At 64.7% G+C, this 11,694-nt stretch carries 12 protein-coding genes; 6 read left to right on the forward strand and 6 right to left on the reverse strand.

Annotated elements, in window-relative coordinates; translation table 11 throughout:
- Positions 1–63: 63 nt before the first annotated feature.
- Together DK366_RS00410 and DK366_RS00415 are read right to left on the reverse strand one after the other, a co-directional pair.
- Positions 64–870, reverse strand: coding sequence for an SAM-dependent methyltransferase (locus DK366_RS00410; RefSeq protein ID WP_109123544.1), 807 nt, complete (start codon positions 868–870; stop codon positions 64–66).
- Positions 871–922: 52 nt separating this feature from the next.
- Positions 923–1,744, reverse strand: coding sequence for an alpha/beta hydrolase (locus DK366_RS00415; protein WP_109123545.1), 822 nt, complete (start codon positions 1,742–1,744; stop codon positions 923–925).
- Between the two features lie 159 nt (positions 1,745–1,903).
- Here DK366_RS00415 and DK366_RS00420 point away from each other — a divergent pair, with 159 nt between their 5' ends.
- The 3 genes from DK366_RS00420 to DK366_RS00430 all read left to right on the forward strand — a co-directional run bounded on the left by DK366_RS00420 (position 1,904) and on the right by DK366_RS00430 (position 3,875).
- Positions 1,904–2,362, forward strand: coding sequence for a hypothetical protein (locus tag DK366_RS00420; RefSeq protein WP_109123546.1), 459 nt, complete (start codon positions 1,904–1,906; stop codon positions 2,360–2,362).
- Between the two features lie 92 nt (positions 2,363–2,454).
- Entirely contained in the window at positions 2,455–3,312 is an 858-nt protein-coding gene (locus DK366_RS00425; protein ID WP_109123547.1) for a fumarylacetoacetate hydrolase family protein, read from the forward strand.
- Positions 3,309–3,875: a YbhB/YbcL family Raf kinase inhibitor-like protein gene (locus tag DK366_RS00430; protein ID WP_157956410.1), complete on the forward strand. Its 567-nt coding sequence runs from the start codon at positions 3,309–3,311 to the stop codon at positions 3,873–3,875. Before DK366_RS00425 ends, DK366_RS00430 begins: the two co-directional genes overlap by 4 nt.
- Positions 3,876–3,883: 8 nt before the next feature.
- On the opposite strand, the gene DK366_RS00435 is transcribed toward DK366_RS00430, so the two are convergent.
- The gene (locus DK366_RS00435) at positions 3,884–5,446 is read right to left on the reverse strand and encodes a S53 family peptidase (RefSeq protein ID WP_109123549.1); all 1,563 of its coding nucleotides are present in this window, start codon (positions 5,444–5,446) and stop codon (positions 3,884–3,886) included.
- A 186-nt stretch (positions 5,447–5,632) separates the two neighbouring features.
- Here DK366_RS00435 and hemB point away from each other — a divergent pair, with 186 nt between their 5' ends.
- The gene (gene hemB / locus DK366_RS00440; RefSeq protein WP_109123550.1) at positions 5,633–6,625 is read left to right on the forward strand and encodes a porphobilinogen synthase; all 993 of its coding nucleotides are present in this window, start codon (positions 5,633–5,635) and stop codon (positions 6,623–6,625) included.
- Between the two features lie 819 nt (positions 6,626–7,444).
- Here the strand turns inward: hemB and DK366_RS00445 are convergent.
- Genes DK366_RS00445 through DK366_RS00455 form a run of 3 tightly spaced genes read right to left on the reverse strand, consistent with a single transcriptional unit; the run spans position 7,445 to position 8,715 of the window.
- A complete protein-coding gene (locus tag DK366_RS00445; RefSeq protein ID WP_109123551.1) occupies positions 7,445–7,825 on the reverse strand; it encodes a tautomerase family protein in 381 nt (126 codons plus the stop codon).
- Between the two features lie 18 nt (positions 7,826–7,843).
- Positions 7,844–8,389: a DUF4865 family protein gene (locus DK366_RS00450; protein WP_109123552.1), complete on the reverse strand. Its 546-nt coding sequence runs from the start codon at positions 8,387–8,389 to the stop codon at positions 7,844–7,846.
- Complete coding sequence (locus DK366_RS00455) at positions 8,386–8,715, reverse strand: carboxymuconolactone decarboxylase family protein (protein WP_109123553.1); 330 nt, start codon at positions 8,713–8,715, stop codon at positions 8,386–8,388. Before DK366_RS00455 ends, DK366_RS00450 begins: the two co-directional genes overlap by 4 nt.
- 104 nt (positions 8,716–8,819) lie before the next feature.
- On the opposite strand from DK366_RS00455, the gene DK366_RS00460 reads away from it, so the two are divergent.
- Together DK366_RS00460 and DK366_RS00465 are read left to right on the forward strand one after the other, a co-directional pair.
- Positions 8,820–9,707 (forward strand): LysR substrate-binding domain-containing protein, encoded by an 888-nt coding sequence (locus DK366_RS00460; RefSeq protein WP_109123892.1) that lies wholly within the window; start codon positions 8,820–8,822, stop codon positions 9,705–9,707.
- Positions 9,708–9,796: 89 nt separating this feature from the next.
- The gene (locus DK366_RS00465; RefSeq protein WP_109123554.1) at positions 9,797–11,641 is read left to right on the forward strand and encodes a monovalent cation:proton antiporter-2 (CPA2) family protein; all 1,845 of its coding nucleotides are present in this window, start codon (positions 9,797–9,799) and stop codon (positions 11,639–11,641) included.
- The last annotated feature ends 53 nt before the right edge of the window (positions 11,642–11,694 follow it).

The following is an 11,694-nucleotide window of genomic DNA, read 5'->3' on the forward strand; positions in this document are numbered from 1 at the left end:
CGCCACGGGATTTCCGATCATAGCCCCGTTTTTTGTCGCAAATGTGCATGCCCGGGCGCTCGATCAAACGGTCGGCAACGACTCGTCCAGCTGGGCCAGTCGTGCCCGGACCTCCTGGTCGATCTCCATGCGCCGGGCGGGAGGAATGGCCAGCGTGTCGGACATGGTGAGATCAGCCTGCGGCAACTGGCTGAGCGGCATGCGCTCGATGCGGGGCGATTCGATGGGCAGGGCGGCCGCGCGGTACACGATCACCTCGTGGTCGAGCGGGTAGTCGCGGGCCAGCACGTCCAGCAGCACCTCGCGATAGGCCGAGCCGGTGGCGAAGCGGCGTGTGGTCAGGTCGCCGGCCAGGCCGATCTGCCAGAGGATCAGCCAGGCGCTGGGGTCGATGTTGCGCCGGTACATCATGAATTGCGTGGCTTCGTAGTGCTGGCAGCCGCGGGTGCCGGGGTCGATGCCCACGTCGGCATAGAGGCAGTCTTCCGAGGAAATGCCCGGTTCCATGCGTGCCGGAAAACCCTCCAGCCGCGCCTGTTCAATCGCCTTGTGAGGCGCCTGGGCGAACACGCCCGGATGTCCGTAGAACACGCCACAGACCCGTTTGCCGGCACGCACTTCGGCCAGCATCACATCGACCATCTCGCGGTAGGTCTGCCCCCGCTCCTTGCCGTGCGCGTAGAGCGGCTGAAGGCTGCGCACGTCGGGGTGCATGCGCTGCAGCCACAGCTCCACCACACCATCGGCCACCCCGGCGAACACCACGTCCGCCTGCTCGATGTAGCTGCGGGCAAGCGGACTGATATGGGAGCCCAGGGTGATGCCGATGCCGACGCAGGCCAGGCTGCCGGTGGAGGGTGGTGTACTCAAGGACTAGCTCCAGGCGCTCGGGCGCGGCACGAAAACATAGGGTATGGATGTGTCAGGCAGGATAAAGCCCCGGTGACGGTTCGGGGAAAGTGGCCGGCGAGGCGTCCGTATTTTTGCGGAAGAAAGAAAGCATCGCCGCCAGGAACGTCTCCCTATGTTCGCCGTGCAGGTGATGACCGCTGCCCAGCCGAAGCACCGTGGCGTTCGGCAGGGCGTTGGCCAGCAAGGACAGCCTTGCGCTGACCAGGCCATCGTCATGGCTGGCCATCAGCAGGCAGGGATGCGGAAGCGTTGCCACCCGTTGCCACCAGCCGGGCATGGGCGCCTTCAGTTCCGCCAGCACCGAGCGGGCCGATCGCACATCGAATTGGCGCAGCAACACCAGCCGCAGCAGCCGACCCACGCCGAGTCGCTGCAGGGCATGCTTCCCCGCGGAACCCGGGCGCGCGGCGGCGATCGCTGCTGCATCCTCGGCGTCGCGCGGTGGAACGGGCGCGGCTTCGATCACCATCTGTTCGACGCGTTCGGGCCGGTGGGCCGCCAATCGCAGCGCCAGATGGCCGCCCAACGAATGGCCGGCCAGCGAGACTTTTTCCAGCTCCAGGGCGTCGAGCAGGGCGATCAGGTCCTGGTCGAACTCCGCCAGGGCATAGCAGGCCGTGCGTGCGCTGCGTCCATGGCCGCGCAGGTCGGGTGCCACCACGCGAAAGCCGCTCCGGGCCAGCGCTGGCGCAATGTTCCGCCATGTAGCGGATTGGCTGGCGAAGGCGTGGATCAGCATCACGGCGGGCCCTGCTTCCGGACCGCAGACCCGGTAGGCCATGCGGTGCCCCCGGATCTTCACGAATCGGCAGTTCGACAACCGGCTTTCCATGGTGTGATCCAGCTCCCTTCCGTCGCAGTTGCGTTGGGACAACCATCCTTTACCGTAGCAGGACGTACGTCGCCTGTTGGATCAACAGGTTGGCTATGATCGGAAGCAACCGGGTGGGAAAGGGACCGGCAATCGCCGACGCTCAGGCAGGGGTGGGCGATGAAGAAGGTATGGGCTTTTGCGGCGCTGGGTATCTCGGTGGGCCTTCTGGCCGCGCCGGCCGTGGCGCAGGAACGCGTGGCGCTGGCCATCAGTGCCGCCAGTTACGACAACCTGTCGGCGGCCTCGCCGTCGACGGAACCGACCTATCGTGAACCCCTGGACGACGTAACCAGGGCGCGTGACGAGAGCGCCGCGGAGTCGGGCGAGCGCACCAGGCTTCCGGTGTTCGAAGTGTCGGGCACGCGCGGGCAGCGTTTTTCGCACGAAGCGCTGGCACTGGTCGGTCGGGCCATGGTGGCGGCGGCGTCGGAAAAGACGGGCGTGGGTACACCGGTGGCGTCGCCGCTGTACCAGCCGTATCGACCGGGCATGTCCGTGCCCGAGCCGAGCACGACGGAACTGAGCTGCCCACCGCTGGGTACGCCCAGTGCGCCGGCACGCTGCAACACGCACTGAGCGTGTTGGCGCGGTGCGGTTTCGCGCACCGTTCCCTCCCGTCATGACACAGGGCTAGAGTAGTCCCGGGTTTTCCGCGCGGGAGCGAGCTCATGCGGTTCATGCGTTTCGAAAAGGACGGCCACGTCGGTATCGCCGTGGATGCAGGTCATGGCTGGCATGCGCGACTGGATGACGATGCCGCCTTTCCGGGCGACGTCGGTCTTATCGCGATGCTGGCTCCCGGCAATCGCGACGTGCTCGTCGAGCACCTGCACAAGGGCGCCGCTGTCGACATGGACCATGTGCGCTTCCTGCCGCCGTGCGCGAGGCCAGGCAAGATCGTCTGTCTGGGACTCAACTACCGGGACCACGCGAGGGAATTCGATTCGCCGCCACCCAAATACCCGACCTTGTTCGGCCGCTTTGCGTCCAGCCTGATCGGGCACGGCGCACCGCTGGTGCGTCCGCGCGTTTCGGACAAGTTCGATTACGAAGGCGAACTGGTGTTGGTGATCGGGCGCAGCGGGCGGCATATCACCCAGCAGGACGCGCTGGACCACGTGTTCGGTTACGGCGTGTTCAACGATGCCTCCATCCGCGATTACCAATTGCGCACCACGCAATGGACGATGGGCAAGAATTTCGACGGCACCGGCGCGTTCGGTCCATGGCTGGTAACGGCAGACGAACTGCCGCCCGGCGCAGCCGGTCTTGCGCTGGAAACGCGCCTCAACGGTGAAGTGGTGCAGCAGGCATCCACCAGCGACATGATCTTCGACGTGGCGCAGACCATCGCCATCGTCAGCGAAGCCATGACGCTGGACGCGGGCGACATGATCGTGATGGGCACCCCATCGGGCGTGGGCTATGCGCGAAAGCCGCCGCTGTACATGAAGCCCGGCGATGTGTGCGAAGTATCCATCGAACGCATTGCCACACTGCGCAACACCGTGGTGCAGGAGGCGTGATCGCACGTTTGCTCGGCACCTTGTTGCGCGGACGGCATGCGGGAGATACCCACCTGCTGGTGAACGAGCTGCCGGTGCGGGCGAACGAAAGCTCGCTTGCGCTGCGGAGCGATGCGTTCGTCGCCGATGCACCCATACCTTTGCGCTACGCGGGCGAAGGCGTGGGTGACAACGTGTCGCCACCACTTCACTGGTCGCTGCCACCGCCCGGTACCGTTGAACAGGTACTGGTGATGGAAGACCCGGACGCACCCCTGTCACGACCTTTCGTCCATCTGGTGGCGACGGGCATTGCCCCTGGCATCACGCGTCTGGACGAGGGCGCGCTCAACGGCGACAACGCGCAGGCCATGACGCTCGGACTCGGTACGTTCCGCAAGGCGGGCTACAGCGGACCACGCGCGCTACCGGGTCACGGTCCACATCGCTACGTGTTCCAGCTGTTAGCCCTTGATCGTTCGTCGGGCCTGGGTGCTGGCGCACGACGACGCGATCTGGTCGCCGCACTCGACGGCAAGGTGCTGGCGCGAGGCACGCTCGAGGGGCGCTTCGAGCGCCCCTGAGTGCGTCATCACTTTGCGGTGGATGTGCCGCCGCTGCCGCTCGTCTTCAGTTTGGCCAGCGCATCCAGCAAGGTCTGTCCCTTCGGCGTGCCCAGGCCGGTGCACGCATCCCAGCCTTTGGCGGCCTTGAACTTGCCGTTGGTGCCTGACGTGATGTCGTGGAAGGCGGTGATGCCGATGCTGTAAAACGCCTCGTGCGGATCGCCCACCGGCTGTCCGAGCTGCTGGTTGAAACGTGCGATAAGCGCAGCCCACAGCGGCGCCACCGCGCTGGTGCCACCGATCACCTGGTTTTGGCCGTCCACCAGCACCTGATAGCCGGTATTGGGATCGGCATCGCCCGCGACATCGGGCACGCCGCGACCCACATAGTTGTTGGTGCCCTTGGGTACGTTCGACGATTGCTGCCACGTTGGCAGCGGGAAGCTCGCACTCACGCCGCCACCCGTGGCGCCATCATTGCTGGCCAGTTCGTTCCACACGGTTTCGCTGCTGATCGTGGTGTTGCTGCCGGTGAGTTTGGTGCCACCGCAGGCGAGTGCATACGGACTGGATGCCGGGAAATCCACATGCGGCTGGTTGTCGGTTTCACCGTCGGTGTAGCCGCTGTCGCCACAGGCGACCGTCACGGTAACGCCGAGCGCGGCGGCATCCTGCAACGCACTTTCCATGGCAGCGAGTGACGACGCGGACCAGCTGTCCTCCGGGCCGCCCCAGCTGATGGACATGATCGACGGCTTGTAAGTTGTGTCGTGCGCGGCCTGCGAGATCGCCTCGTAGAAACCCTGGTCGGTGTTCGGCGAGAAATACAGTGCGATGGTGGCGCCGGGCACCAGCGAGCCGATCACTTCCACGTCCAGCATCACCTCGCCATCCGCATCACCGCCGGGCTGGCTGGTGCCGCCTTGTACCGACACCACGTTCACCGTGGGCGCCTTGATGCCCAGCGACTGCATGTATTGCGTGAAGTCGCTCTGCGTGAAACCGCCACCCAGTTCGATGATTGCCACGGCTTGTCCGCTGCCATCGAGGTTCGCCGGAAAATCGTAGAGCGCACCCACCTGCACCGGCGTGTATTGCGTGGTCGGGGTCTTGCTGGCGCGGCGAAAATGCGGGCGCGCAATGGGACGCTGGTCCAGGCCGAGCACGGCGATGACGCGAGAAGAAAGCTCGCTGGGCAGCGCAGCGTGCGACCGGCATCCCATCATCTCCGGACCACCGTCGGGCATCTGGTAACGGCCCAGTTCCACGCCGAACGCCTGCTGCAGCTGCTGCGGCGTGCCGCGCAAATGCATCACGCGACGATGCAGTTCGCAGCCGGTTTCCGTCAGGCCATGCTTGCCCGCGAACTGGCGAATGGCATCGGCATCCGCGGGATCGGCACCCCACTGCGCACCGAAATCCGCGCGGCTGGCCGCAGGTTTGTGCGGCCATGCAGCGGGCGCTGGATGATCACCGCGTCGACGCATCACCACGGTGACATCGATCGGCTCCGTCCCTTCGTGGGGACCGAGATAGCGGGCTTCGTTGGCAAGTGGCCAGTGATGACGGCCAGCGGCAGGCGTGCTCATGTGGGCGGCTCCTTGGGGACAAGCGGGCTGAGACTGCACTTTCAAATGTTGCAGCCGGGTGTTTCTGGGGCAGGGCGTTCATGCATGGTGCGGTTTCGTCGTCTCAGCGTCCGCGTCAACCTGTCGAACCGGCGTATGGGCGTGGACGCGCTAAAATGGCCCGATGTCTTGCCCGAGAGTTCACCCATGAGCTATCCCGCTGTCCGCATGCGCCGCATGCGCCGTGATGCCTTCTCGCGCGCACTGATGCGCGAAAACACCTTGCTTGCCTCCGACCTGATCATGGTCGCCTTCATCATCGAAGGCGAAGGACAGCGCGAGCCGGTGCCGTCCATGCCGGGCGTCGAGCGCCTGTCCATCGACGAGTTGCTGAAACTGGCTGGCGAATGCGTGCGCCTGGGTATTCCCGCACTGGCCTTGTTCCCCTCGCCGGGTGCGTCGGTGAAGACCGAGGATGCGCGCGAAGCCTGGAACCCGGATGCGCTGATGCAACGCGCCACGCGTGCGCTGAAGGCGAAATATCCGGAGCTGGGTCTGATCGGCGACGTGGCGCTCGATCCGTACACCACGCACGGCCAGGACGGCCTGATCGATGAAAACGGCTACGTCATGAACGAGTCGACCATCGAAGCACTGATCAAGATGTCGCTGGCGCAAGCCGCCGCCGGCATGGATTTCGTGGCGCCCTCCGACATGATGGATGGCCGCATCGGCGCGATTCGCGATGCGCTGGAAGAAGCCGGTCACATCCACACGCGCATTCTTGCCTACTCGGCGAAATATGCTTCCGCGTTCTATGGCCCGTTTCGCGACGCGGTGGGTTCGGCCGCCAACCTTGGCAAAGGCAACAAGCACACGTACCAGATGGACGTGGGCAACAGCGACGAAGCGCTGCGCGAGATCGAACTGGATATCCACGAAGGTGCTGACGCGGTGATGGTGAAGCCGGGCATGCCTTATCTGGACGTGCTGCGTCGCGTGAAGGATGCCTTCGGCATGCCGACGTTCGTGTACCAGGTGAGTGGTGAGTACGCGATGCTGAAGGCCGCCGCGCAGAATGGATGGCTGGACGAGAAGGCCGTGGTGTTGGAGTCGTTGACGGCGTTCAAGAGGGCAGGGGCGGATGCCATCCTGACTTATTTTGCGGTTGATGCGGCGCGCTGGTTGCGGGGCGAGTAACCCGTTTTTGCGCCGCGCGTTTTTTCTCCCTCTCCCCTGTGGGGAGAGGGTTGGGGTGAGGGGCGGGTGCTCGCGACGACGTTTCTATCTTCGCTGCCATTCTGGCGATAACCTCCCTACCTCTCACCGCCATCCTAGCGATGACGTTTGTATCCCTCACCGTCATCCCAGCGAAGGCTGGGATCCAGTGACTTTGCCTTTTCTCTCTCGCTCGTTTGAAGCGTGCCGCGATCTGGCTCGCCTGCCGCGGGCTTCCGACCTCCTGCCGGAGGCCGGGTCACTTTTCTTTGCTTGCCCAAAGAAAAGTAACCAAAAGAAAGGGCACCCCCGCTTGGCGCTGTCTGGGCTGCGCCCAGCCAGTCCGTGAGGGGCGGCCGGGCTTTTCGACCGGGCTCCTGCCCGGGCGAAAAGTGCCTGACATCCATGTCAGGCACCCCTGCGGGGCCTGATCGTCCACCCCTCACCGCCGCACAGGGGGCCCAAGATCAAGAGCGAGCGGACGGCTCGTGCAGCTTTGCTGCACATCGCGTCGTGGGTAGGTCGCTGTGCTCCTGCCTTCGCAGTGAAGATGATTAGGAAGGGCGAGGCTAGATTGACCCCTCACCCCAACCCTCTCCTCGCTCCTCAGAGCCGCGGCCATCCATGGCCGCTCCCCGCGTACCCCGGAGGGGAGAGGGGGCAAAGCCTGTTGCCGCGACAACCCTGCGCAAAGTCACTCGATGACCCTCCTGCGCCGACATGACGGCTATAGAAGGAGCCGCCGAGTCTGGTCGCTGTAGCGCTGCAACGAAGTCTCGCGTGGAAAACGCCCATACCACCCTATGCGTATTGCGCGATTCCATTCCCGAACGACCAATTCTCCTTGCTCGTCTCCAGCAAATTGATGAACACATCCTCCGGCCGCAAGCCCGGCTCCTTGCTCAACAATTCCGCCGTGCGCTGGTAGAACGCCTTTTTCTGCTCCACCGTCCGCGTGTTGTTGCACGCAATCTGGATGATCACCAGGTTGTCAGTGCGCTGGATATCCAGATAGCTCGGGTCATAGTCGAACTCTTCCGCCTCGTGCTGGTGCACCACGATGAAGCGGTCGTTCTGCGGCACGTTGAAGGCTTCGATCATGGCGCGATAGACGCTGTTGCGGATGGCGGCGATGTGCTTGGCGGGTTTGCCGCGGCGAAGTGAGATGCGATCGAGTGGCATGGGAATCTCCCGTGGGGATCAGGGTTGGGAAACGTGGCCGACGTCGTACCACTGGCCGGCGGATGAGGCGGGGCGTGTTTCGTCCCAAAGGCGAAAGCTCACCCGTGTCCAGGTGGTGGGCTCGAAGGCGGTGACGGCGGCGAGCGCGCCGCGTTCCACATCGCGTTGCAACTGTGCGCGCTGCGCTTCGCGCAAGGCGTCGAGCGCGGTGTAGGGCGGAATCAGTTGGATATCGCGTGAGGCAAAGCGTGCATGACGTGCTTCCGGCGACAGGTAGACGTCCCACACGGGCCACACGCGGATGGACGGCCATCCGAAAGCACGCGTCAGGTTGGCAAAGCCTTCGCTGCCGAGGAAGCGTTGCATGGCAGCGCTGTCGCGCCACACGTAGAACGGCGCGTAGAGGTTCTCGGTGGACGACGGGCCCTGCTGCGCGTGCAGGTACGTCTTGATCAACAAGCCATCGAAGTGGTCGAGCATGTGACCCTTGTCGGCGATGCGCTGCCGAACAATGTCCATGTCGTAGTCCGCGGGCAGGGTGAAGCTGTATTGCATGGCGATCATGCGTGCGTCTCTCCTTGGCTCAGCTCGCGCAACCGCGTCATGGCGGAGGCGGCAGCCGGCCAGCCGGCATAGAACGCCAGATGTGTCGTGAGGGCGGCGAGTTCGCCGTGCTCCACCCCGTTCTGGCGGGCCAGCGTCAGGTGGAACGGCAACTGTTCGACACGATGGAGCGCGATCAGCGCGGCGATGGTGACCAGGCTGCGATCGCGAGGCGACAGCGCGGGATCCCGCCACACCTGCTCGAACAGCACGCGGTCGGTGATCTCGGCGAAGGCCGGTGCCACATCGCCGAAAGTGCGCTGACCGTGTTGGGAAGAGCTATCCATCGCAGGCTCCGATTGGCTTGACGGAAGCTAGCGTAGGGCGGAGAGTATTGTCCTGAAAATCGGAAAATATGGGACGAATAGTCCACTAAAACGGGATGATTGCCATGCGGCGAATCACCTTCGATCTGGACGTGCTGCGCACGTTCGTCACTGGCGTGGAGCTGGGCAGTTTCGCCAAGGCGGCGGATCGCCTGGGGCGTTCGACCTCGGCCGTCAGCGCCCAGCTGAAGAAGCTGGAAGATCAGGCTGGCACACCCGTGCTGCAGAAGTCCGGGCGCGGCATGGCGCTGACGGAAGCGGGCGAAACCATGCTTGCCTACGCGCGTCGCCTGCTTGAGTTGAACGATGACGCTGCCGCCGCCCTGCACGGCGCGGAACTGGAAGGCTGGGTGCGGCTGGGCCTGCAGGAGGATTTCGGCGAAAGCCTGCTCACCGACGTGCTCGGGCGCTTTGCCCGTGCCCATCCGCGCGTGAAGGTGGAAGTGCGCATTGCGCGCAACACCGAGCTGCTCGATCGCGTGACCTCCGGCCGCCTCGATCTGGCACTGGCCTGGGAGGCCGGCGCATCGTCGCCGCATGCCGAACACCTGGGCGCCGTACCGCTGCGCTGGATCGGTGCGGCCGGCGAGCGTTCCCTCTGGCCACGCGACAGCGAGCCGCTGCCACTGGTGATGCTGGAGGCGCCTTGCGTGATGCGCACGGCAGCCACCACCGCGTTGGACCGCGCCAATATTCCGTGGCGCATCGCATTCACCAGCGCGAGCCTTGCGGGTACATGGGCGGCGGTGGCGGCGGGGCTGGGCGTGTCGTTGCGTACCCCCTTCGGATTGCCGGCCAGCGTGCGCGCCATGCCATCCCACGAAACCACCTTGCCGTCGCTCGGGGAACTCGGGCTGTGCCTGCACCGCGCGGAAGCCGAACCGTCAGCGGCCATCGAGCGCCTCGCCGCCATCCTCACGCAGCAATGGCAGGGGCTGGCATCTGCTACCTGAGTCGCGGGATCACCGGTTGTTACCTGATGGGGGTCGGCGTGTGCCGCGTCAGCGTGGAATAATGCGAATCCCCCGAATGGAGTGCGCGAGTGGATAGCCACCATTTCCTGGAAACAGCGCTGGTTTTCCTGGTGGCGACCGTCATCGCGGTACCGCTGACCAAGCGTTTCCGATTGGGCTCGGTGCTGGGCTATCTGCTGGCGGGCATCGTGATCGGGCCGCAGGAGCTGGGCCTGGTATCGGATACGTCGGGCGTGGCGACCATTTCCGAGTTCGGCATCGTGCTGATGCTGTTCGTCATCGGCCTGGAGCTTTCGCCACAACGATTGTGGGTGATGCGGCGACAGGTGTTCGGCACGGGCTTGTTGCAGGTGCTGGCGAGCAGCCTGGTGATTGGCGCAGCCGGTTACTACCTCTTCGGCCTCACGGTGAACGCGGCCACCATTGTCGGCGGCAGTCTCGCGTTGTCGTCCACGGCGTTCGGTTTGCAGATCCTCGCGGAGCGCAAGGAAGCCGGCTCGGCGTATGGCCGGCAGGCGTTTGCCATCCTGCTGTTCCAGGATCTCGCCGCCATCCCGCTGATCGCCGCCGTGCCCTTGCTCGCCAGCGTGTCGACCAAGCACGGGTTTGATCCGTATGCGGTGATGCGAACCATCGCCGCCATCGTGCTGGTAATGGTGGGCGGCCGTTATCTGCTGCGCCCGATATTCCGCTTCGTGGCCAAGGCAGACAACGTGGAAGTGTCCACCGCCACCGCGTTGCTGGTAGTGATGGGCACGGCGTGGCTGATGGAGAAGGTTGGCGTGTCGTCCACGCTCGGCGCCTTCCTCGCCGGCGTGCTGCTGGCCGATTCGGAATACCGTCACGAACTCGAGTCGCACCTTGAACCGTTCAAGGGCCTGCTGCTGGGTTTGTTCTTCATCAGCGTGGGCATGTCGATGGACCTCACGCTGCTGGTGGACCAGCCGATGCGCGTGGCCATGCTGGTGGTGGTGTTGCTGTTGATCAAGGGCGCATTGCTGTGGCCGCTGGGGCGCATCGTGGGTGGCCTCAGCGGGCGCGACTCGTTGCGTCTTGCCGTGCTGCTTGCCTGCGGTGGCGAATTCGCCTTCGTGGTGCTGAAGCTGGCGCGTGAGCAGAACCTGGTCACGAGTCAGCAGCATGGCTTGCAGGTGCTTGCCATTACGTTGTCCATGGCGTTGACGCCCTTGATGGTCACGGCGCTCGGCAAGCTGCTGCATCAGGAGAAGACTAAGAAGGAACGCGAGTTCGACACCATCGTGGCCGATTCGCCGCGCGTCATCATCGCCGGCTACGGACGCATGGGGCAGATCGTGGCGCGCATGCTGCGTGCGCAAGGCATTCCGTTCGTGGCGCTCGATCACTCGGTGGAACAGATCGACCTGGTGCAGCGCTTCGGCAACGTCAACGACATTTTCTATGGCGATCCCGCGCGTCCCGAATTGCTGCGCGCCGCGCAGACCGACCAGGCACTGGTGTTCGTGCTGGCGGTGGATGATCCGGAAGCCAGCTTGCGCACCGCACGCGTGGTGCGTCGCCTGTATCCGAACCTGAAGATCATCGCGCGTGCCCGCAATCGCCAGCACGCGTGGCGACTGATGGACCTGGGCATCGAGCTGCCCGTGCGCGAGACGTTGTATTCCAGCCTGAAGATGACGCGCCAGACACTCGAGGCACTGGGCGTGCCGGCAGAGGTTGCGGCGGACCAGGTCGAGCGCTTCCGTCGCCAGGACGCCGAACTGCTCAAGCGCCAATACCTTGTCTACGACGACGACGCGCGCATCGTGCAGACCACGCGCGAGGCGCTCGCCGATCTTGAACAGCTGTTCCAGGCTGACGCTTCACCGGAAGCCAAGCGCGTGCGTGCCGTGCCTACGGACGCCAAACCCAATGACGAAGACGTGACACGCTGACGCCCGGCTGACGTCTTTTCATGCGCTGTGAGCTTGCGCTACAAGCGCAACTC

The sequence above is a fragment of the Dyella sp. C11 genome (assembly GCF_003121485.1).
Taxonomy (GTDB): domain Bacteria; phylum Pseudomonadota; class Gammaproteobacteria; order Xanthomonadales; family Rhodanobacteraceae; genus Dyella.

Bases quoted from the DNA above. Each gene is read 5' to 3' on its own strand.
- DK366_RS00415 (WP_109123545.1), bottom strand. From the start codon at position 1,744: ATGGAAAGCCGGTTGTCGAACTGCCGATTCGTGAAGATCCGGGGGCAC.
- DK366_RS00420 (WP_109123546.1), top strand. From the start codon at position 1,904: ATGAAGAAGGTATGGGCTTTTGCGGCGCTGGGTATCTCGGTGGGCCTT.
- DK366_RS00425 (WP_109123547.1), top strand. From the start codon at position 2,455: ATGCGGTTCATGCGTTTCGAAAAGGACGGCCACGTCGGTATCGCCGTG.
- DK366_RS00435 (WP_109123549.1), bottom strand. From the start codon at position 5,446: ATGAGCACGCCTGCCGCTGGCCGTCATCACTGGCCACTTGCCAACGAA.
- hemB (WP_109123550.1), top strand. From the start codon at position 5,633: ATGAGCTATCCCGCTGTCCGCATGCGCCGCATGCGCCGTGATGCCTTC.
- DK366_RS00445 (WP_109123551.1), bottom strand. From the start codon at position 7,825: ATGCCACTCGATCGCATCTCACTTCGCCGCGGCAAACCCGCCAAGCAC.
- DK366_RS00450 (WP_109123552.1), bottom strand. From the start codon at position 8,389: ATGATCGCCATGCAATACAGCTTCACCCTGCCCGCGGACTACGACATG.
- DK366_RS00455 (WP_109123553.1), bottom strand. From the start codon at position 8,715: ATGGATAGCTCTTCCCAACACGGTCAGCGCACTTTCGGCGATGTGGCA.
- DK366_RS00460 (WP_109123892.1), top strand. From the start codon at position 8,820: ATGCGGCGAATCACCTTCGATCTGGACGTGCTGCGCACGTTCGTCACT.